Below are 21,130 nucleotides of genomic sequence, written 5' to 3'. Positions count from 1 at the left end.
TGCCGGGAGACGCACGGAAACGCACGGCCGGGGGGCCGTGCGCCTCCATGCTTCCCCGCGGGAACGTTACAGGTCGAGGTTGGCGCGGATCGTCAGGCCATAGCGGCGATCGTTGGTGTACCAGCCGTTGGGGCGGCTGGTGCTGCCGTAGTAGTCGAACCGCGTTTCGTTCAGCAGGTTGGTGCCGTCCAGCGTGATCGACCAGACCTTGCTCAGGTCCAAGCGCAGCGACGCGTCCAACTGCCCGGTCTCGTCGTGGTACTGCGGCACGTGGCCGGCGTTCGGCGGACGCGTGGTGACCAGCCAGGTGTCGCGCCAGTTGTAGGCGGCGCGGAACGATACGCGGGACTTCTCGTACATCAGCACCACGTTGTAACTGTTCTTCGACAGGCCCTCCAGCGGAAGCTGGACCAGCTCGATGCCGTCGGTGCTCATCGCGTTGGGCGCCGGCGCGCTGCTGTCCACGTAGGTGTAGTTGGCCTCGAAGCCCAGGCCATCCAGCGGGCCGGGCAGGAAGGTGAAGAACTGGCGGTAGCCCACCTCCAGGCCCTTGATCTTGCCGCTGTCGCCATTGGCGCGGGTCTGCAGCTCGAACGGGCGCACGCACTCGGCACCCACGCACTCCCGGGTCTCGCCGTCGGCGCCGCCCTCCAGCGGAACGGAGAAGGCCGAGTCGTAGTAGTTGGCCGTGACCGTGTCGTAGTAGTAGAAGCCCTTGACCTTCTTGTAGAACGCGGTGCCGTACAGCATCGAACCCTGGCCGAAGTACCACTCCAGCGAGGTGTCGAACTGGTCGGCGTACATCGGCTCCAGGTACGGGTTGCCGCGGTTGGCGTAGGAAATCCCGCCGGTGTTGAAGTCGAAGAACGTGTTGTTGAGGAACACGTACGGATCGAGCAGGTCGAAGTTGGGCCGCGACATGGCCCGCGACGCCGCCACGCGCCACTGCAACTGCGGGCTGAGGAACATGCGGAAATTGAAGCTCGGCAGCACGTCGGTGTAGGCGTGCTTGACGCTGACCGGCGTCACCGAGTTGGTCGGGTCGTCCTGCTTGAGCTCATAGCCGTCGACCGTGGTCTCGGTGCGCACCAGGCGCACGCCGGCGTTGGCGTCCCACGGGAAGCGCGCGCCGTCCGAGCCGAAGCGCAGCATCGCGTAGGCGGCGTAGGTGTTCTCCTCGTACTGGCGGATGTCGGTGGCCGACTGGTACTCCACCGGGTCGTGGCCGAACATGCGCACCGTGTTCTCGTAGTCGGCGACCATCTCGTCGCAGGCCACGTAGCCGGTGGGCAGCCCGCTCTTGCCGCGGAAGTGGTCGCCGAACGGGAACAGGCGGTAGCAGGCGTCCCCGTACTGCGAAAGCGGCACGGCGGCGAAGCTGCCCCAGGCGTCGTCCGTGCCCGGCGGCGGGATCTTCTGCCAGTTCCAGCCGGAGCTGCGGGTGATCGCGTCGCGGTCGGTGTAGCGTACGCCCACGCGCAGGTCGCGCAGGAAGCTGCTGTCCAGGAAGTCCCAGCGCAGGTCGGCGCGCCAGGAGAACTGGTCGGCGTCGTTGTCGTCGCGCTTGTCCAGGTGCGACATCCAGCCGGAGTAGTTGTTGATGTCGCTCATGTAGCCGGGGATCGGCTGGCCGGTGGCCTGGTCCAGCACGGTCACCGACGGATACTTGCCGCGGAAGTCCAGGCGCACCGGCGGCACCCCGTACAGGCCGGCCCAGCCGCGCCAGTCGCTCTCGTCGATCTGGCCGGCGAGCAGGTCGACCCAGTAGTTCACGCCCTCGGTGGTGGCGTCCACGTACTGGAAGTCGGTGGACAGGTGCAGGTTGTCGTTGACCTGCCACTTGCCGCCCAGGGCGATGTCGGTGGTGACCGAGTTGCGCCAGTCCATGCGCGCGGTGGTGGTCACCAGCGCATTGTTGAAGGTGCCGTACTGGAACTCGCCCTTGGCATCGAAGCCGAACGGGTCGGTGAAACCCTCGTAGCCGGGAATGGACGGGGAGACGTAGCCCCAGCCGTTGCCGCTCCAGTTCACCAGGTCCTCGGTGTTGTTGTTGAAGTTGCCCGCGCGCACGCTGTACTCGCGGTTGCGGAACTTGTAGTCCGAGCGCAGCGCGGTGGCGTACAGCTCCATGCCGTCGCGCGGCTTCCACTGCAGGGCGATGTACTGGCCGTCGCGCTCGCGGTCGCCGAAGTGGCTGTACATGCCCACTTCGCTGGGAATGACGACGTCCTGGCCCTCGTAGCCCGGCACGTCGCCGTCGACCAGGTAGGAGCCGAAGTTGATGCGGTCCTCGCGGTACTGGCCTTCCTGGTGGGCGACGTTGACCAGGATGCCGAACTCGCCCTCGCCCACGTTCCAGCGGTTGCTGAACAGGATCGAGGCCGAGGGCTGGGTGGAGTCGCGCAGGTCCCACTTGTTGACGGTGAAGCTGCCGGACAGCTTCATCCCGTCCTGGTCGAACGGCATGCGCGTGCGCAGGTTGACCAGGCCGCCCAGGCCGCCCTCGATCAGCTCGGCGTTGGGGTTCTTGTAGACGTCCACGCCGCCCAGCAGCTCGGCCGGCACGTCTTCCCAGCTCAGCGCGCGGCCGGCGTTGGCGGTGAAGATGTCGCGGCCGTTGAGCTCGCTGCGCACCTGGGTCAGGCCGCGCACCATGATGCCGCTGCCCTCGCCCTTGTTGCGGGTGATCTGCACGCCGGTGATGCGCTGCAGCGCCTCGGCGACGTTGTTGTCCGGCAGCTTGCCGATGTCCTCGGCCACGATCGAGTCGACGATCTGGTCGGAGGTTTCCTTGATGATCTGGGCCTTGGTCAGGCTGCCGCGCACCCCGTGCACGACGATCCGGTCCAGGTCGGAGACGCCGCCATCGCCGGTCCCGGCGTCCTGCGCGTACGCGGGGGCGGCCAGCATCATCGCCACGCCCATCGCCAGGGCGCTGTACTTGAAGCGGCGATCATGGGTGCGTACGGACGCCCGGTACACCGGGCTGCTGCGGTGGTGATGCGTGGACATTGCGTTCCCTCCCAGGACACGTGCGGCGGGAGCGGGGCGACCGCTCCCTGCGGGTTTTCAGGCGATCCGCTCGTGCGGATTCGAGACCTGCTTGTCGCTCGATTCAAGGATACAACTCTTAATCACCAGTGAATCGATTGGCTGAGCATAGTCAGCGAACCCATGTCGGACCAATGAATTATTCCGATTGACCTATGTGGTCACGGAATAGATTAAATCGACCGGAAATGCCCCTCGCTCGCGATCCCGATAACGTGGAATGGCCGTGCGCGCGCAGGAGCCGATCCGGCCGGGGTGGGTTCGGACCCTGCGGAAAATCTCGACGAACGGCCCGCGCGGTTTCCCCGCGCGGGCCGTGGGATCGCCTGCCCCGTACGGGCTGCTTACCAGCTCGCGCGCAGCACCGCCGAGTAGCGACGGTCGTTCATGAACCAGGCGCGGTTGTACACGGTCTCGTCCAGATAGCCGTCCGAACCGTACAGCCGCGGTCCCGTGGTCAGGTTCGTCACCGAGTTGGTGATGTTGTTGACCTGCAGGCCGATCTGGATGTTGCTGTTGATGTTGTAGAAGAACGAGCCGTCCAACTGGCCGAAATCCTCGTTCCAGGTCGGCAACTGGGTGATCACGTCGCTGGAGGTCAGCAGGTAGCGCGAGCGCCAGTTGTAGGCCAGGCGCAACGAGAGCCTGTTCTTCTCGTAGATGCCGACCACGTTGTAGGAGCGCTTGGACAGGCCCTCCAGCGGCAGGTCCACCGACACCGCGCGGTGCTCCAGGTCGTACGGGTCGACGATCGCGTTGCTGCCGCCCGAGCTGTCCACGTAGGTGTAGTTGGCCTGCACGCCGAAGCCGTTCAGCCAGCCCGGCAGGAAGTCGAAGAACTGCGAGTAACCGACCTCGTAGCCACGGATCCTGCCTTCGTCCAGGTTGTTGGCGCGGGTCACCGCGTACTGGTCGCCGTTCCAGGTCTCGTAGCCGACGGTGGTGGCGAAGTAGTCCTTCACATCCTTCCAGAACACGGTCGCGTAGACCATGTTGGTCGGACCGAAGTACCACTCCAGCGCGGTGTCGTACTGGTCGGCGCGCATCGGCTTGAGCGCCGGGTTGCCGGCGCTGCCCTCGAAGCTGGTCAGGTCCGACAGACCGCAGGGATCGGTCCTCGTGCCCAGCTCGATCGCGCTGGTGCATGCGCTGGCGACCGAGACGCTCAGCGGCAGCCAGGCCTGCATCAGGCGGAACTCCGGACGGGCGATCGCCTTGGACGCCGCGACGCGCCACTGCAGCCCCTCGGTGAACTTCACGCGCACGTTCAGGCTGGGCAGCACGTCGGTATAGGAACTGGAGGTGTCGGTGCTGAAGTACTGGCCGGCGAACTTGGCCTTGACCTCATCGGTGACCTGCTCGCCCCAGCCGGACATGTCGGGCATGCGGCCGCCGCCGGTGGTGCGCACGCTGGTCTTGACCACGCGCACGCCGAGGTTGCCGTCCACCGGGACGCCGAAGCGATCCTGGTTCTCGAAGTACAGCACGCCGTAGGCCGCCTGGGTGCGTTCGTCCTGGATGTTGATGTTGGCCGGGATGTAGGACAGCGGGTACCAGCCTGACGCGGGGTCCACCTCGTTGGACAGCGGGCCCAGCGTGGTGTTGGCGTAGCCGATGTCGACGATGCTGTCGGCCGGGAACCACAGGCGGGTCGGGACGTTGACCTTGCCGCCGAAGAAGTTGCCCATGTCGTACAACTCCGTATCGCCGGCGTAGTACTGGTCCAGCCAGGCGACGTCGTTGCGGCCCGGGTTGTTGACCGGATGCCACGACTCGCTGATCGGCTTCCAGTTCCAACTGGTGGAGTAGCTGGTGTAGCTGCGGTCGGCCACCCGCGCGCCGAAGCGGAAGAAGCGCAGCCAGTCGCTGTCGTTGAAGGTGTATTCCAGGTCCAGGCGTCCGGCGCGCTCGTTGCCGCGGTTGTCGGCGATGTGGTCCATCGCCGCACGCCAGAAATAGGTGCTCGGGTCGAGCATGGCCTCGGCGTTGTTGGTGGTGACCTGCGGATACTTCCCGCTCAGGTCCAGGTTCACGCCTTCCAGCAGGGTCGAGGCATAGACGGTGAAGTCCATGTTCTCGTTGGTCGACTTCACGTACTGGAGGTCGCCGCGCACGATCAGGTTGTCGGTGAGGTAGTGGCGGAAGCCGGCCGAGATGTCGGTGGTCTGGTTGTCCTGGGTGTTGTAGCGGTTGGCCGTGCTGAACTGGATGCCGAAACCGTCGTAGATCGAATGCCATGGATAGGCGCCGGCGCGCATGTTGCCGCTGAGGAAGCGGCCGTTGGCGTCGTAGGCGAACTGGGTGCCGGGCATCGGCATGATGAAGTTGGAGCGGCCGTCGGCGTTGTCGCCGTCGCTGGAGCCGCCGAACACCATCGAATGCTCGCGCCAGGCCATCCGGTACTTGGAGGTCAGGAGCTGGGCGTACAGCTCGGTATCGTCGTTCGGGCGCCACTGCGCGGCCAGGGCCAGGCCCTGGCGCTTGCGGTCGAACGCGGTCTGGCGCCAGTTGGCGCCGCCCGGCACGAACACCGCATCGTGGCCGCTGTCGCCGATCAGTTCCTCCTTGATCTGGTCGGGCGAAACCCAACTGCCGTCGGGCATCATCGCCCACTCGTCGTTGTTCTCCGGCAGCGCGCCACGGCGGTGGAGCGGCTCGATCTGGATGCCGTCGGACAGGGTGGACATCTCCGAGTACGAGACATTGGCCAGGAAGCCGACCTCGCCGATCCCGGTCTGCCAGCGGTCGCTGAACAGGAACGAGGCCGACGGCTTGCCCTTCTTGGCATGGTCGCCGTAGTTGTAGTCGACGCTGCCGGCGACCTTGCGGCCGGGCTGGTCGAACGGCATGCGCGTGCGCAGGTTGACCGTGCCGCCCAGGCCGCCTTCGATGATCTCCGCCGAGGGATTCTTGTAGACGTCCACGCCGGCCATCAGTTCGGCCGGCACTTCCTCGAAGCTCAGGCCACGGCCGCCGTTGGCGCTGAACACGTCGCGGCCGTTGAGCTCGCCGCGCACGAAGGTCAGGCCGCGGATCATCACGCCGCTGCCTTCGGCCGAGAAGTGGTCGGTATCGTCGCGGGCCAGGAAGCCGGTGACCGTCACGCCGCTGACGCGCTTGAGGGTCTCGGTGACCGAGCGGTCGGGCAGCGCGCCGATGTCGTCGGCGGTGACCGAGTCGATGATCTGGCTGGCCTCCTGCTTGATCTCCTGGGCGCGCATCACGCTGCCGCGCACGCCCTTGACCTCGATGGTCTGCAGTTCCACGGCGGGGTCGGACCCGGTGGCCGGACCGGCGTCCTGCGCATGCGCGAGGCCGGCCGAGAGGGCCAGCGCCACGCCGAACGCCAGCGCCGAGCGGTTGGAACGGAAAGACGGATAAGACTTCGCACTGCACCCAGTGGCGCGGACCTGGCACTTCGACATCGCAGTTCCCCTCCCAGAGACCCTGGAAAATCTGTTCTGTTGTGGTTCTTGGCCGGCTGACCGGGAACGCCCGGGGCCTCAAGATAACGTTATCCTGGAACCATGCAGGAAATGCCTGCAGCCCCCGGATGGGAGTCGAGAATAGGATCCCGACCCATGCCAAACCAATGAATTATTCCCGGGGTTCGTATTTCACGATGGAATATCTTGGGGCAAAGAAAAAGCCCGCGCGGTTTCCCGCGCGGGCCGTGGAGCAACTGCGATGCCGGCCGTTACCAGTTGGCGCGCAGCACCAGCGAGTAGCGGCGGTCGTTCTCGAACCAGGCGCGGTTGTACAGCGTCTCGTCCACGAAACCATCGCGGCGGTAGCCACGCGGGCCCATCAGCAGCTCGGTGGTGCTGTTGGTGAGGTTATTCGCTTGCAGGCCGATCTGGATGTTCTTGTTGATGTTGAAGAAGATCGAGCCGTCGAGCTGGCCGTAATCCTCGTTCCACACCGGCTGGCGCATGGCCGGCATCACGTCGCTGGAAGTCAACAGGTAGCGCGAACGCCAGTTGTAGGCCAGCCGGAACGACACCAGGCCACGCTCGTAGATGCCCATCACGTTGTAGCTGCGCTTGGACAGGCCTTCCAGCGGCAGGTCCACCGGGACCTCGGCCGGAACCGAGCCGTCGGGGACGCTGACGTCGACGTTGGTGCCGCCCGAGCTGTCCACATAGGTGTAGTTGGCCTGGACGCCGAAGCCGGGCAGGAAGTCGAAGAACTGCGAATAACCAACCTCGAAGCCGCGGATCTTGCCCTCGTCCAGGTTGCGGGTGCGGGTCATCTGGTACGTGCGGCCATCGATGATCTCAGTGCCCAGCGAGGTCGCGAAGTAGTCCTTCACGTCCTTGGTGAACAGCGTGACGTAGGCGCTGTTGCCTGGACCGAAATACCATTCCAGAGCGGTATCGAACTGAGTGGCACGCATCGGCTTCAGCTCGGGGTTGCCGCCGCTGCCGCTGTAGCTCAGATCGTCGAAGGTGCACAGATCGGTCTTGTCGCGCAGACCATCTGTGATGGCCTTGGCGCAGCCTGCCGCATTGGCCGACAGCGTGATCCAGTTCTGCATCAGGCGGAACTCGGGACGCGCGATGGCCTTCGAAGCCGCGAAGCGCCACTGCAGGCCGTGGTCGAAGCGCACGCGTACGTTCAGGCTGGGCAGCACGTCGGTATACGACGTGCTGGCCCGGCTCTCGAACGCCTGGCCGTAGAACGCCTCACGCACCTCTGGATGCACGGACTCCAGGTACGCGGTGCTCATGTCCGGCATCAGGCCGCCACCCAGGCTGTTGACGCTGGTCTTGACCACCCGCACGCCCAGGTTGCCGTCCACCGGCGCACCGAAGCGATCCTGGTTCTCGAAGTACAGGATGCCGTAGGCCGCCTGGGTGCGCTCGTCCTGCTTGTTGATCGCGTCAGGCGAGTAGGTGATCGGCTCCCACTGGGCGCCGGGGACACCATCGCGGTCCGGCGTCGCCTCCCGGCCCGGAATCGTCGCCAGGGTGTCGCGCACGCGGGCGATGTCAACGAAGGAGTCCTGCGCGGTCCAGAACTGGGTCGGGACGTTGGCCTTGCCACGGAAGAAGTCCTTCAGCGTATAGAGCTGGGCCTGGTCACCGTAGTACTGGTCGAGCCAGGCCACCGGCGGCCGGCTCGGGTCCGGGTTGTCGACCTTGTTCCAGTCGTCGCTGATCACCGCCCAGTTGTAGGTGGTGTAGTAGCTGGTGTAGCTGCGGTCGGCCAGGCGCACGCCGAAACGGGCCAGACGCCACCAGTCGCTGTCAGTGAAGCTGTACTCGAAGTCCAGGCGCGCGGCGCGCTCGGTACCCTTGTTGTCGGCCAGGTGGTCCATGGCCGAGCGCCAGAAGTAGTTGTCCTGCTGCAGGACCGTGGACGGATCGTCCAGCGTCACCGACGGGTACTTGCCGGTCAGGTCCAGGTTGATGCCTTCCAGCAGGGTGGAGGTGTGGACCGAGAAGTCCACCTGGTCGCTCTCGGCCTTCACGTACTGGAAGTCACCGCGCATGACCAGGTTGTCGGTCATGTAGGTGCGGAAGCTGGTCGACCAGTCGGTGGTCTGCGAGGTCTGGACGTTGTAGCGGTTGCCGGCGGCGAACTGGATGCCGGGGCCCTGGTACATGCCATTGTCGCCGTCGGCCGGCTGGCCGCGCCAGCCGCCCAGGCGCAGCGCACCCTTCAAGAAGCGGCCGTTGGCGTCGTAGGTGAACTGGGTGCCCGGCATCGGGATCACCTTGTTGGTGCGGTCGGCCAGACCGCTGCCACCGTCGTAGGCGTTGTCGTAGTAGTTGACGTCGCCGGTCCAGTTGGCGGTGTTGTTGGCCTCGCCGGCACCGGCGAATTCCATGTAGTGCTCGCGCCAGGTCATGTCGTACTTGGAGGTGATGACCTGGGTCAGGATCTCGGTGTCTTCGTTGGGACGCCACTGGAACGCGAAGGCGCCACCCTGGCGCTTGCGCTCGAAGTCGGTGCGGCGCCAGTTCACGCCGCCGGGGACGAACACGTGGTCGCGGTCGGTGCCGTCCAGCAGGAGGTCGCGCTGGCTGTCGGAAGACACCCAGGCGTCCTGTTCCCAGTCGTAGACCCAACCCGCTCCATCCGGCAGGCCTTCCGGCTGCTCGGCCGGGGTGCGGCCGCGGCGAGCGTACGGCATGATCTGGATGCCATCAGACTGGGTGGCCAGCTCGGAGTAGGAGATGTTGGCCAGGAAGCCCATCTCGCCCACGCCGGTCTGCCAGCGGTCGCTGAACAGGAACGAGGCTGACGGGCGCGCGTCCTTGGCCTTGTCGCCGTAGTTGTAGTCCAGGCTGCCGGCGATCTTGCGGCCCGGCTCGTCGAACGGCTTGCGGGTGCGCAGGTTGACCGTGCCGCCCAGGCCGCCTTCGATGATCTCGGCCGAGGGGTTCTTGTACACGTCCACGCCGGCCATCAGCTCGGCCGGCACTTCCTCGAAGCTCAGGCCACGGCCGCCGTTGGCGCTGAACACGTCGCGGCCGTTGAGCTCGCCGCGCACGAAGGTCAGGCCGCGGATCATCACGCCGCTGCCTTCGGCCGAGAAGTGGTCGGTATCGTCGCGCGCGGCGAAGCCGGTCACGGTCACGCCGGAGACGCGCTTCAGGGTCTCGGTGACCGAACGGTCGGGCATCGCGCCGATGTCCTGCGCGGTGACCGAGTCGATGATCTGGTCGGCGTCCTGCTTCAGGTCCTGGGCGCGCATCAGGCTGCCGCGCAGGCCCGTGACCTGCACGGTCTGCAACTCCACCGTGTCGGACGACGATGAGGTTTCGGCCGCTTCCTGGGCGTACACGCTGCCGGCCGACAGGGCCAGCGCCACGCAGGGCCAGCGCCACGCCGATGCGAGTGTTGAACGGTGGAAACGGGACGCGGTGCCGCCCCCAGCGGCACAGACGGGATACTTCGTCATTACAGCTCCTCTCCCAAAGAGATAAAACGGCTCGTTCAGCGTGGCGGCCGGAACCACGGGTGCTGCGCATCCGGCACGATATATCGTTACCGGGCACAGATTTGCAGCATTTTTTTCCCCAGCGCGACGGTAGGTGCTGCCGCGCACTCTTGTCAATAAGTTTTAGGAACCCCCAATATTCCTAAACCTATATATGAAAAGGAGGCGACAACGATGTCTCCGATGGCTACCGGGCATATAGCCGCTGGGCCACCGAGCGCAGCGCCTCGAGTACCCGCTGTGCCGCCGGCGACAGCAGGTGGCCGCGCCGGCGAACGATGCCGAACGACTCCATCCCCACCCCCAGTTCCAGCCGCAGGACCGCCAGTTGCCGGGTCTCCACGTAAGGGGTCACCGCCTCCAGCGGCAGCGCCGTGACCAGGTCGCTGGCGCGCAGCAGGTTGATGATCACCGGCAGCGAAGAGGTCTCGACCACGTTGCGCGGGCCTTGCAGGCCACGTTCCAGGAACATCGTCTCCAGGCGGTTGCGCAGCACGCTGTCCGGCGGCGGCATGATCCAGCCGTACGGCGCCAGGTCGGCATGGCGCACGCTCTTCTGCGCGGCCAGCGGATGGTCGTGGCGCACGATGGCCCAGTGCGGCTCGTCGGACAGGGGCTCGAACTCCAGGTCGATGCCACCCTGCGGGTCCATGATCCGCCCCACCACCAGGTCGAGCTGGCCGTCCAGCAGACGCGCCACCAGCGGCCGGCTGTAGTCCATGTCGATCCGCACCAGGATGTCCGGATGGCTCTTCTTGACCTCGGCCACCGCCTGGGGCACCAGGTTGGTGCCAGGATTGACCACGGTGCCGATGGACGCCTGGCCCATGCGCCCGTCGCGCAGCGCGGCGATCTCTTCCTGGGCGCGGCCGATCTCCAGCAATGCGCTGCGCGCGCGCCGGATCAGCACCTGCCCGTACCAGGTCGGATGCACGCCGCGCGCATGCCGGTCGAACAGCGTCACCCCCAGCAGCGCCTCCATTTCCGCCAGCAGCTTGGAGGCGGCCGGCTGGGTCATGCGCGCCGACTCGGCCGCGCGCAGCACCGACCCCTGCTCGTCCAGGTGCAGCAACAGCATCAGGTGCCGGGTCTTGAGCCGGGAAGGATTGGACCAGTGCGCGCTCGTCGTCATTCTGTTCATGCGTCCCCCTATTCATAACAAGAATAGATTACGGCGAAAATTTCATTTCCCAATATATCGCTTGCGGGCGAGGCTTGGCAGTGCCTGATCGCATCGGTGAAGACACCGGTGCCCAGGACCGTGCAGCACCGGTGCCGGCGCAGGCCACCGGGGGAGGCAGTGAACGTGATCATTTCCAGTGGACGGACGCACACATGAGCGCGCGCCTGTCGGGCAAGACCGCCATCGTCACCGGGGCCGCCAGCGGCATCGGTGCGGCCACCGCGCGCCTGTTCGCCGCCGAGGGCGCGCGCGTGGTCGGGCTGGACCGCGCCGCGCAGGGCGATCCCGCCGCGCTGGCCGCCGGCGTGGAGCACGTGCAGGCCGACGTCACCGACCAGGCCGCGGTCCTGGACGCGGTATCGGCCGCGCTGGCGCGCCACAGCCGCATCGACGCGCTGGTCAACAACGCCGGGGCCGACGTGTTCGCCGAGCCGCTGGACCTGGCCGACGCCGACTGGCAGCGCAACCTCGACCTCAACCTCAAGGGCGCCTGGCACCTGGCCAGGGCGGTGCTGCCGGCCATGCTCGCGCAGGGCGCCGGCGCCATCGTCAACATCGCCTCGGTGCACGGGCACAAGGTCATCCCCGGCTGCTTTCCCTACAACGTCGCCAAGCACGGCCTGATCGGCCTGACCCGGGCACTGGGCATCCAGTACGCGGCCCGCGGCATCAGGGTCAACTCCATCTCTCCCGGATTGATCCTGGTGCCGCGGATCGAGGCATGGTTCCAGCGCGAACCCGAGGCCCGCCAGGTCCAGACCGCCCTGCTCCCGCCCAAGCGCATCGGCACGCCGGACGAGGTGGCCTACACGGCCGTGTTCCTGTCCAGCGACGAAGCGCGCTTCATCAACGCGACCGACATCCTCGTCGATGGCGGCCGCTCGCAGGTCTACCATGACTGATTCCCATCGTTCCCCCTTCCGCCTGCCGCTGATCGCGATCCTGCGCGGCATCGTTCCCGGCGAGGCCGTCGACCACGTCGGCGAACTGGTCGCCGAGGGCTACGACGCGATCGAGATCCCGCTCAATTCGCCGGACTGGGAGGACAGCATCGGCCGCGCGGCGCAGGCGCACGGCGCGGCGGCCTGGATCGGCGGCGGTACCGTGCTGCGTCCGGCGCAGGTCGACACCCTGCAGCGGCTGGGCGCGCGCTTCATCGTCACCCCCAACACCAACCCCACCCTGATCCGGCACGCGGTGGCCGCCGGGATGCAGGTGGTGGCCGGCTTCGCCACCGCCAGCGAGGCCTTCGCCGCGCTGGAGGCCGGCGCGCAGATGCTCAAGCTGTTCCCCGCTGCCACCTACGGCACCGGGCACGTGCGGGCCCTGCGCGCGGTGCTGCCGAAGCAGATCCCGCTGTACGTGGTCGGCGGCGTCACTCCCCGGTCGCTGCCCGCCTGGCTGGCCAGCGGTGCCGACGGCGCCGGCATCGGCGGCGAGCTCTACCGTCCCGGCCAGTCCCCCGACACCACGCACGTCCATGCGCGCGCCTTCCGCCAGGCCCTTGCCGGTCCCCCTGCATGAAGATCACCAAGCTCACCACCTACCACGCCGCGCCGCGCTGGCTGTTCCTGAAGATCGAGACCGACGCGGGCATCGCCGGCTGGGGCGAGCCGGTGATCGAAGGCCGCTCGCGCACGGTGGAGGCGGCCGTGCACGAACTGGGCGGCTACCTGGCCGGCAAGGACCCGGCGCGGATCAACGACCTGTGGCAGACGCTGTACCGCGGCGGGTTCTATCGCGGCGGGCCGATCCTGATGAGCGCCATCGCCGGCATCGACCAGGCGCTGTGGGACATCAAGGGCAAGACCCTGGGCGTGCCGGTGTACCAGTTGCTCGGCGGCCTGGTCCGGGACCGGATGAAGACCTACCGCTGGGTCGGCGGCGACCGCCCGGCCGAGCTGGTCGAGCAGATCCGCGGCTATCGCGCGCTGGGGTTCGATACCTTCAAGTTCAACGGCACCGAGGAGATGCGCCTGGTCGACAGCCCGCGCGCGGTGGACGCGGCACTGGCCAAGGTGGCCGCGGTGCGCGAGGCGTTCGGCGACTCCGTGGACTTCGGCGTCGACTTCCACGGCCGCGTCGGCGCACCCATGGCCCGGGTGCTGCTGCGCGAGCTGGAGCCGTTCAAGCCGTTGTTCGTCGAGGAACCGGTACTGCCCGAGCAGGCCGAGTACTACCCGCGCCTGGCCGAGACCAGCGCGATCCCGCTGGCGGCCGGCGAGCGCATGTACTCGCGCTTCGACTTCAAGCGCGTGCTCGCCGCCGGCGGCCTGTCGATCCTGCAGCCGGACCTGTCGCACGCCGGCGGCATCACCGAGTGCATGAAGATCGCGGCGATGGCCGAAGCCCACGACGTGGCCCTGGCCCCGCACTGCCCGCTGGGCCCGGTCGCGCTGGCCGCCTGCCTGCAGGTGGACTTCGCCTCGCACAACGCGATGCTGCAGGAACAGAGCATCGGCATCCACTACAACCAGGGCGCCGACCTGCTCGACTACGTGCTCAACAAGGACGACTTCGCCTGCGACAATGGCCACATCCGCGCCCTGCCCGGCCCCGGCCTGGGCGTGGAGATCGACGAAGCGCGCCTCCAGCACGCCCACCTCAACCCGCCCGACTGGCGCAATCCGGTCTGGCGCCATGCCGACGGAAGCGTCGCCGAATGGTAGCGAGCCCCTTGCATGCCCCCCTGCCCCGCCTTGCCGTGGACGCGCGCTGCGCGCACGGCGAGGGCGTGGTCTGGTGCGTACGGCGGCAGGCGGTGCTGTGGGTGGACATCGACGGCGCGCGGCTGTGGCTGCATCGCCCCGGCGATGGCCATACCCGGTCATGGACGCTGCCCGATAGGCCCGGCTGCATCGGCCTGGTCGAGGATGGCTCGCTGTTGCTGGCGCTGGCCAAGGGCCTGTACCGGGCCGACCTGGAGGCCGGCCTTTCCGGCGAGGAACTGCCGCTGCGCCGCTTGGCGCCGGTGGAGCCGGAGAACCCGCATACCCGCAGCAACGACGGCCGCGCCGACCGCCACGGCAACTTCGTGTTCGGCACCATGAACGAGCACCCGGAGCATGCGCCGACCGGCGCGTTCTACCAGTTCTCCTTCCGCCACGGCCTGCGCCGCTTGTCCTTGCCGGGCGCGGCCATTCCCAACTCGATCTGCTTCTCGGCCGATGGACGCACGCTCTATTACTGCGATTCGGTCCGTGCGGAAATCCTGTGCGGCGACTACGACCCGGAAACGGCCCAGGTGAGCCGAGCCCGCGTGTTCGTCCGGATCGAAGACCACGCCGGCGCCTCGCCCGACGGTTCCGCGCTCGATGCCCAGGGCTGCGTGTGGAACGCGCAATGGGGCGCTTCGCGGGTCGTACGCTACCGCCCGGACGGCACGCCCGAGCGGGTCGTGCCGCTGCCGGTGCCGCAGCCCTCGTGCTGCGCCATCGGCGGCCCCGGCCTGGATACGCTCTACGTCATCACCTCGCCGCAGGGCCTGGCCGCGGAGGCGCGTACCGCATTTCCCACTTCCGGCGGCCTGTACGCCGTGCCGCTGGAGGCCGCGCTGGGCCTGGAGGAAAGCCGGGTGGCCGCACCGTGATCGCGGTGGACTGGGGCGGCAGCAGCCTGCGCCTGTACCGCCTGGACGACGCCGGCCGGATCGTCGACCGCCGCCGCAGCGACGATGGCGCGCTGGCCTGCCAAGGACGCTTCGGCCAGGTCCTGGCCGCGCGCGTGCAGGATTGGGACGATCGCCTGATCGTGCTGTGCGGCATGGTCGGCGCGCGCGGCGGCTGGATCGAGATGCCCTACACCGCGTGCCCGGCCGGCCTGGATGCACTGGCCGCCGGCATGCGCCGCCTGGACCCGGGCGCGCAGTGGCCGGCGCTGGCCGGCCGCGCCCTGTGGTGCGTGCCGGGCATGGCCGACCATGGCCGGGACGCGGCCGACGTGATGCGCGGCGAGGAGACACAGGCCGCCGGGCTGATGGAAACGCTGGGCCCCGGCACGCATCGCCTGTGCCTGCCGGGCACCCACAGCAAGTGGTTGCAGGTGCGCGACGGCGCCGTCATGCGCATCTCCACCGCGATGACCGGCGAGCTGTACGGCCTGCTGCGCCGGCACAGCATCCTCGGCCGCACCATGCCGGCGGACGACCCGGCACTGGATGCGGCCGCGTTCGACGCCGGCCTGGAGGACGGGCGGGCCGGCGAGGGCGTGCTGCAGGACCTGTTCGGCGTGCGCACCGCGGCGTTGTTCGGGCGCTTCGTCGCCGACGCACTGCCTTCCTACCTGTCCGGACTGCTGATCGGCCACGAACTGCGCGCCGCGCTCATCGCCCACACGGGCGGGACGGTGCACCTGCTCGGCAGCGACGCCCTGCTCGAACGCTACGCCCGCGCGCTGGCGTCCATGGGCGTGGAGGTGCGTCGCCATGACGAGGACCTGGCCGCGACGGGCATGTACCGGCTGGCCCGCGCGCGCGGGCTGTAGCGACTCCCGGCATCGCCGCCGCCACGGGCAAGGGCCGATGGACCGCCAACGGACCGCCGGGACAAGCGCCACCGGGCTGAATCGAAATCGGAATCGGTGCGACGCCGGACCGAGCGCTGGATTAGAATACCGCTCTTATCCGTGCGTTTTTTCGTGGTTCGCGTCCATGCCCTTCGTCGTCACCGAAAACTGCATCAAGTGCAAGTACACCGATTGCGTCGAGGTGTGCCCGGTCGATTGCTTCCACGAAGGCCCGAACTTCCTGGTCATCGACCCGGACGAATGCATCGACTGCACCCTGTGCGAGCCCGAATGCCCGGTCAACGCCATCTACCCCGAGGACGACGTTCCCGCCGGACAGGAAGGCTACGCCGCCCTGAACGCCGAGCTGTCCAAGGCCTGGCCGGTGATCACCACCCGCAAGGAACCGCTGCCGGATGCGGCCGAGTGGGATGGCAAGCCCGACAAGCTGCCGTTCCTGGAGCGCTGAGCCGGAAGGCGGCCGCCGCCGCTTGGGCCGCGCCTTGGCGGCGTGGCGCGGAAATCCACGCAGCGGCCGCTATTGCGGCGATCCGGGTCCGGCGCGTTCCGGGTACGTTTGCCGCCTGGAGCCGGCTGCTACAAGAAGCAACCGATCGACGAGGTTGTTGTAGGAGCCAGGTATAGCCGGCGACCGCCCGCACGCCGGTCATTGCCCGCGCACGGGGATTCCGCCAGCCATACCCGGTTCCTGGCCGCAGCGCCCGGTCAGGGTGCCAGCGCCGCCTGCAGCGCGGCGATCGCCTTGAGCGGCGCCTCGCCCGTGGCCGGCAGGCCGCGCGGGTCGACCGCCGACACGTACGCGCCGCTCTCCACCGCCGTCACCCGCACCAGGAAGTCGGTGCCCTGGTAGGCGACGTCGTAGGTGCCCAGCAACTGCGCGCGGCTGGCGATGGCCAGGCCGTCGATGGCCTCCAGCGCGGTGCCGACGCGGGCGAAGACCTCGTCGCGCGTCCCCGGCACGGTGAAGCCGCTGGCCGAAGGCGCCGGCGCGGCCGCCGGACGGGCCGCCGCGCTGCTGGTCGAGGGCAGCGCCATCGCGCCGGAGGTGTCGGGCAGGTTCAGATCGGGCGGCACTTCCAGCGGCCGCTGTTCCTGGGCCAGGGCGTAGTCGCCCCGCTTGCCGCCCTTGCCGAACCAGGAGCAGCCTCCAAGCAGGACGGCCACAGTGGAGGCCAGCAGCACGGCCATGGCGGCGCGGGCGACGCGTGAAGTCGGGGACATCGGCAGGGGTTCTCCGGGTAGGTTCTGGATCAGGCCGCGACCGATTCGCGGCCGCATTTTTCTTCGAGATCGCATACCAGCGCGGCGATGCGGGCGGCTTCGGCCTGGTGCGGCGCGGACAGCGGCAGCAGCGGCAGGCGCAGGCCCTGGCCGTAGCCCCGCCGCTGCAGCAGCGCCTTGACCGGGATCGGGTTCGGCTCCACGCCGCAGAAGGCGTGCAGCGGCGCCAGCCGCGCGTCCCACTCGCCGGCCGCGGCCGCATCGTCGCCGCGGGCCAGGTCGCACAGGTGGCGGTAGGCGGCGGGCGCGGCGTTGGAGCCGACCGAGACCAGCCCATCGGCACCGGCCAGCATCGCCCGGCCGGCGCTGCCGTCGTCGCCGCTGAGGACGCTGAAGCCGGGGCCGCGCAGCGCCACCAGCGCGGCCATGCGCGCCGGGTCGGACACCGCTTCCTTGATGCCGATGATGCGCTCGTGCGTGGCTAGCTCGACCACGGTCTCGGGCAGCAGGTCGCAGGCGGTGCGCACCGGCACGTTGTACAGGATCACCGGCAGCCCGCCCTGCTCGGCCACCGCGCGGTAGTGCGCGAGCAGGCCGGCCTGGGTAGGCCGCACGTACGCCGGGGCCACCACCAGGGCGGCGTCGGCGCCGCAGGCCGCCGCGCGCCGGGTCTGGGCGATGGTGCGGGCGGTGCCGGGCAATCCCGTGCCGGCCAGCACCGGCACGCGCCCGGCCACGGTCTTCACCGCCGCGCGCAGCAGGGTGTCGTACTCGCCATCGTCGAGCATCGAGGCCTCGCCGGTGGAGCCGGCGACGACGACGCCCTGCGCGCCCGCCGCCAACTGCCATTCCAGCAGCCGGCGCCAGGCGTCGAGGTCCAGTGCGCCGGCCTCGTCGAACGGGGTCGCAAGCGCGGTGATCAGGCCGGAGGGATGCAAAGCGGATTCGCTCTAGTTTCTGCGGCCAGCGCGGGCGGCGCGGGCCGGTTTCTGGGAGTCCGATCATACTTGCGGCGCGAAACCACGGGCAAGTATGCTGGCCGTAGCGCCAGGCTCGGTCCTGCCTGCCATTCAGCCTCTCGCGATACCGGAAGCCTCCTTGACCGACACCCCTCCTCGGCCTTCGCCGAACGAAAACCACCTCCTGATCAACGCCTATACGACGCATCCGGAATCGCCACTGCTGGTGGTGACCCGCCGGATCGCCGACAGCGGCTGCAATCTGGTGGATGCGCGGCTGGCCACGGTGGGCCGAGACGTATCGATGACCGCGCTGGCGATGGGCTCGTGGGACGCGGTCGCCAAGCTGGAGGCCATGCTCGGCCGGCTGGAGCGCGAGGACCACCTCAAGCTGATCTGGTACCGCACCGCGGCCAAGCAGGTCCAGTCCAACCTGCTGCCGTACATCGTCGAGGTCGTCGCCGCGGACAAGCCCGGCATCCTGTTCCAGTTGGCGGACTTCTTCGACCGCCAGGGCATCACCATCGAGAACCTGCAGAGCACCCGGTACCGGGCGATGCAGACCGGCGCGGAGATGTTCTCGGCGCAGGTGACCATCGGCGTGCCGGCGGACATGCACATCGCCGTCCTGCGCGACGACTTCCTCGAGTTCTGCGACCATCTGAACCTTGACGCGATCATGGACCCGATGAAGTTCTGAGCAGGAACGAAATGAAACCGGTCAAGCTCGACCGTTCCACCCTGGAACTCCCGCTGGCCCTGTCCGGCGGCCGCACCGCCACCCTCGCCGACTACGCCGGCCGCTGGCTGGTGCTGTACTTCTACCCGAAGGACAGCACGCCCGGCTGCACCACCGAGGGCCTGGACTTCAATGCGCTGCTGCCGCAGTTCACCGCGCTCGACGCCGGCGTGCTGGGCGTATCGCGCGATTCGGTGAAGTCGCACGACAACTTCTGCGCCCGGCAGGGCTTCGCCTTCCCGCTGGTCAGCGACGCCGACGAGGCGCTTTGCCGCGCCTTCGACGTGATCGCCGAGAAGAACATGTACGGCCGCAAGGTCATGGGCGTGGTGCGCAGCACCTTCCTGATCGCGCCCGACGGCCGCATCGCCCGCCAATGGCGCGGGGTGAAGGTCCCCGGCCATGCCCAGGCCGTGCTCGACGCGCTGAAGGCCGAAGCCTCTCAGTGACCACCGCCCGCTTCCCGTTCCCCCGTCGCCCTGCCCCGCAGGCCGCGGCGGTTCGCCGCTGCCCAGCGCCCGTACCCGCGGCGCCCGGCCCCGCATCCCCCTGCCCCGCACCTCCCACCAGGAAGCCACGATGACCCGAGGCAAGCGCATCTACGTGCTGGACACCAACGTGCTGATGCACGACCCCACCGCGCTGTTCAAGTTCGAGGAGCACGACGTATACCTGCCGATGCAGGTGATCGAGGAGCTGGACAACGCCAAGAAGGGCACCTCCGAGCCGAGCCGCAACGCGCGCCAGGTCAGCCGCTTCCTCAACGAACTGGTGGAAAGCGCCGGCCTGGAGCGCCTGGCCGACGGCATCCCCCTGGCCCTGCCCAGCAGCGTGCAGTTGCGCGGCCACCACAGCGCCGGGCTGCTGTTCTTCCAGACCAGCCACTTCGAGGCCGGCAAGAGCTTCGGCGCGGCGATCCCGGACAATGCCATCCTCGGCGCGATCCTGGCGCTGAAGGAAACCACGCCGCCCGATATCCCGGTGGTGTTCGTCTCCAAGGACATCAACCTGCGGATCAAGGCGGCCATCGCCGGCATCGTGTCGGAGGACTACGAGAACGACCGCGCGCTGGACGATTTCAGCCTGCTGTTCACCGGCGCCACCGAGCTGCCGGGGGATTTCTGGGACCGGCACGAGGGCGACCTGCGCTCCTGGTCGGACAAGGGCCGCACCAGCTACGAGGTGGCGCCGCGCCAGGACGAGGACTGGCACCCGAACCAGTACCTGTACCTGCCAGGCGAGGACGAGGTGGAACTGCGCGTGGCCAAGGTCGAGGGCGGCCGCGCGGTGCTGACCCTGGTGGACGACTTCCGCCACGGCCAGCACGCGGTGTGGGGCATCGCCGCGCGCAACCGCGAGCAGAACTTCGCGCTCAACGCGCTGATGGACCCGGACATCGACTTCGTCACCCTGCTGGGCACCGCCGGCACCGGCAAGACCCTGCTGGCGCTGGCCGCCGGCCTGGCCCAGACCATGGACCAGCAGCGCTACCGCGAGATCATCATGACCCGCGCCACGGTCAGCGTCGGCGAGGACATCGGCTTCCTGCCCGGCACCGAGGAGGAGAAGATGACCCCGTGGATGGGCGCGCTGACCGACAACCTGGAAGTGCTCACCCACAACCAGGACGGCGGCGCCTGGGGCCGCGCGGCGACCAACGACCTGCTCGCCTCGCGGATCAAGATCCGCTCGATGAACTTCATGCGCGGGCGCACCTTCCTCTCGCGCTACCTGATCCTGGACGAGGCGCAGAACCTCACCCCCAAGCAGATGAAGACGCTGATCACCCGCGCCGGCCCGGGCACCAAGATCGTGTGCCTGGGCAACGTGGAGCAGATCGACACCCCTTACCTGACCGAGACCACGTCCGGCCTGACCTACGCGGTGGACCGCTTCAAGAACTGGCCGCACAGCGCGCACATCACCCTGCGCCGCGGCGAGCGCTCGCGCCTGGCCGACTTCGCCTCCGAGGTGCTGTAGCCGCCGGCTCGCCGCCCCGGATGCGGATCGAGGCGCCGGGGCGGCGGCCGTTCATATGAATGATGCTTAATGCATCACTCATGATGTTTTGAACTTGCATATGAACGGTTTTAAGATGGATAATCAGGGGCCGGCCCACCGCCTGTTCCCGCAATGATCACCGCCATCCAGATGCGCGCCGCCCGCGCCCTGCTCGATATCGACCAGCGCCGACTGGCTGCGATGGCCGGGGGTGTCTCTGCCCACGATCCAGCGCATGGAGGCCAGCGACGGCACGGTGCGCGGCGTGATCGACACGCTGATGAAGGTCGTCGATGCGCTGGACGCCGCCGGCATCGAGCTGATCGGCCCGGGCCAGCCCAGCCGGGGCGAGGGGCGCGGCGTGCGGCTGAAGACGGCGGCATGAGCACGACCGCGCGAACGCACTTCCATCGTTGCGGCCTGCCGCGCTGAGGCGATGGACGCCAAGCCGCCACGCCGGAACCGCATCGGTGCCATCGCACCGGCGCACATGACCGGCCCCC

General features: G+C 68.3%; 16 protein-coding genes. 10 read left to right on the top strand and 6 right to left on the bottom strand.

Annotation, left to right across the window (positions count from 1 at the left end):
- Window positions 1-66: 66 nt before the first annotated feature.
- The 4 genes from HNR76_RS03425 to HNR76_RS03410 all read right to left on the bottom strand — a co-directional run bounded on the left by HNR76_RS03425 (window position 67) and on the right by HNR76_RS03410 (window position 11,132).
- Entirely contained in the window at window positions 67-3,012 is a 2,946-nt protein-coding gene (locus tag HNR76_RS03425) for a TonB-dependent receptor (RefSeq protein WP_162312295.1), read from the bottom strand.
- A 383-nt stretch (window positions 3,013-3,395) separates the two neighbouring features.
- Window positions 3,396-6,476, bottom strand: a complete 3,081-nt coding sequence (locus HNR76_RS03420) for a TonB-dependent receptor (RefSeq protein WP_183982091.1) — start codon at window positions 6,474-6,476, stop codon at window positions 3,396-3,398.
- 272 nt (window positions 6,477-6,748) lie between these two features.
- Window positions 6,749-9,961, bottom strand: a complete 3,213-nt coding sequence (locus tag HNR76_RS03415; protein ID WP_162311486.1) for a TonB-dependent receptor — start codon at window positions 9,959-9,961, stop codon at window positions 6,749-6,751.
- Between the two features lie 226 nt (window positions 9,962-10,187).
- A complete protein-coding gene (locus tag HNR76_RS03410; protein ID WP_162311485.1) occupies window positions 10,188-11,132 on the bottom strand; it encodes a LysR substrate-binding domain-containing protein in 945 nt (314 codons plus the stop codon).
- Between the two features lie 203 nt (window positions 11,133-11,335).
- Here HNR76_RS03410 and HNR76_RS03405 point away from each other — a divergent pair, with 203 nt between their 5' ends.
- The 6 genes from HNR76_RS03405 to fdxA all read left to right on the top strand — a co-directional run bounded on the left by HNR76_RS03405 (window position 11,336) and on the right by fdxA (window position 16,155).
- Window positions 11,336-12,085: an SDR family oxidoreductase gene (locus tag HNR76_RS03405; protein WP_162311484.1), complete on the top strand. Its 750-nt coding sequence runs from the start codon at window positions 11,336-11,338 to the stop codon at window positions 12,083-12,085.
- A complete protein-coding gene (locus HNR76_RS03400) occupies window positions 12,054-12,707 on the top strand; it encodes a 2-dehydro-3-deoxy-6-phosphogalactonate aldolase (RefSeq protein WP_425501810.1) in 654 nt (217 codons plus the stop codon). The genes HNR76_RS03405 and HNR76_RS03400 overlap by 32 nt, the downstream gene beginning before the upstream one ends.
- Window positions 12,704-13,852, top strand: a complete 1,149-nt coding sequence (dgoD, locus tag HNR76_RS03395) for a galactonate dehydratase (RefSeq protein WP_162311482.1) — start codon at window positions 12,704-12,706, stop codon at window positions 13,850-13,852. Before HNR76_RS03400 ends, dgoD begins: the two co-directional genes overlap by 4 nt.
- On the top strand, window positions 13,846-14,772 hold the full coding sequence (locus tag HNR76_RS03390) for an SMP-30/gluconolactonase/LRE family protein (RefSeq protein WP_162311481.1): 927 nt from the start codon (window positions 13,846-13,848) through the stop codon (window positions 14,770-14,772). Before dgoD ends, HNR76_RS03390 begins: the two co-directional genes overlap by 7 nt.
- On the top strand, window positions 14,769-15,665 hold the full coding sequence (locus tag HNR76_RS03385) for a 2-dehydro-3-deoxygalactonokinase (protein ID WP_162311480.1): 897 nt from the start codon (window positions 14,769-14,771) through the stop codon (window positions 15,663-15,665). Before HNR76_RS03390 ends, HNR76_RS03385 begins: the two co-directional genes overlap by 4 nt.
- 166 nt (window positions 15,666-15,831) lie before the next feature.
- A complete protein-coding gene (gene fdxA / locus HNR76_RS03380; protein ID WP_162311479.1) occupies window positions 15,832-16,155 on the top strand; it encodes a ferredoxin FdxA in 324 nt (107 codons plus the stop codon).
- 257 nt (window positions 16,156-16,412) lie between these two features.
- Here the strand turns inward: fdxA and HNR76_RS03375 are convergent, their stop codons facing one another.
- Entirely contained in the window at window positions 16,413-16,928 is a 516-nt protein-coding gene (locus HNR76_RS03375) for a hypothetical protein (protein ID WP_162311478.1), read from the bottom strand.
- A 29-nt stretch (window positions 16,929-16,957) separates the two neighbouring features.
- Complete coding sequence (gene dapA / locus HNR76_RS03370) at window positions 16,958-17,866, bottom strand: 4-hydroxy-tetrahydrodipicolinate synthase (RefSeq protein WP_162311477.1); 909 nt, start codon at window positions 17,864-17,866, stop codon at window positions 16,958-16,960.
- Window positions 17,867-17,960: 94 nt separating this feature from the next.
- Between dapA and HNR76_RS03365 the strand changes: the two genes are divergently transcribed.
- The 4 genes from HNR76_RS03365 to HNR76_RS03350 all read left to right on the top strand — a co-directional run bounded on the left by HNR76_RS03365 (window position 17,961) and on the right by HNR76_RS03350 (window position 21,012).
- Window positions 17,961-18,587 carry a glycine cleavage system transcriptional repressor gene (locus HNR76_RS03365; RefSeq protein ID WP_183982089.1) on the top strand — a complete coding sequence of 209 codons (627 nt, stop codon included), beginning with the start codon at window positions 17,961-17,963 and terminating at the stop codon, window positions 18,585-18,587.
- An 11-nt stretch (window positions 18,588-18,598) separates the two neighbouring features.
- Window positions 18,599-19,075 (top strand): peroxiredoxin, encoded by a 477-nt coding sequence (locus HNR76_RS03360; protein ID WP_162311475.1) that lies wholly within the window; start codon window positions 18,599-18,601, stop codon window positions 19,073-19,075.
- Window positions 19,076-19,205: 130 nt separating this feature from the next.
- Window positions 19,206-20,606, top strand: a complete 1,401-nt coding sequence (locus HNR76_RS03355; RefSeq protein ID WP_162311474.1) for a PhoH family protein — start codon at window positions 19,206-19,208, stop codon at window positions 20,604-20,606.
- Window positions 20,607-20,838: 232 nt separating this feature from the next.
- Window positions 20,839-21,012, top strand: coding sequence for a hypothetical protein (locus tag HNR76_RS03350; RefSeq protein ID WP_246428964.1), 174 nt, complete (start codon window positions 20,839-20,841; stop codon window positions 21,010-21,012).
- Window positions 21,013-21,130 lie beyond the last annotated feature (118 nt).

This window comes from Pseudoxanthomonas broegbernensis (assembly GCF_014202435.1).
GTDB classification, from domain to species: Bacteria; Pseudomonadota; Gammaproteobacteria; order Xanthomonadales; family Xanthomonadaceae; genus Pseudoxanthomonas; species Pseudoxanthomonas broegbernensis.
Note: the sequence above shows the minus strand (reverse complement) of the source record. Positions and strands in the feature narration are given on the sequence as shown.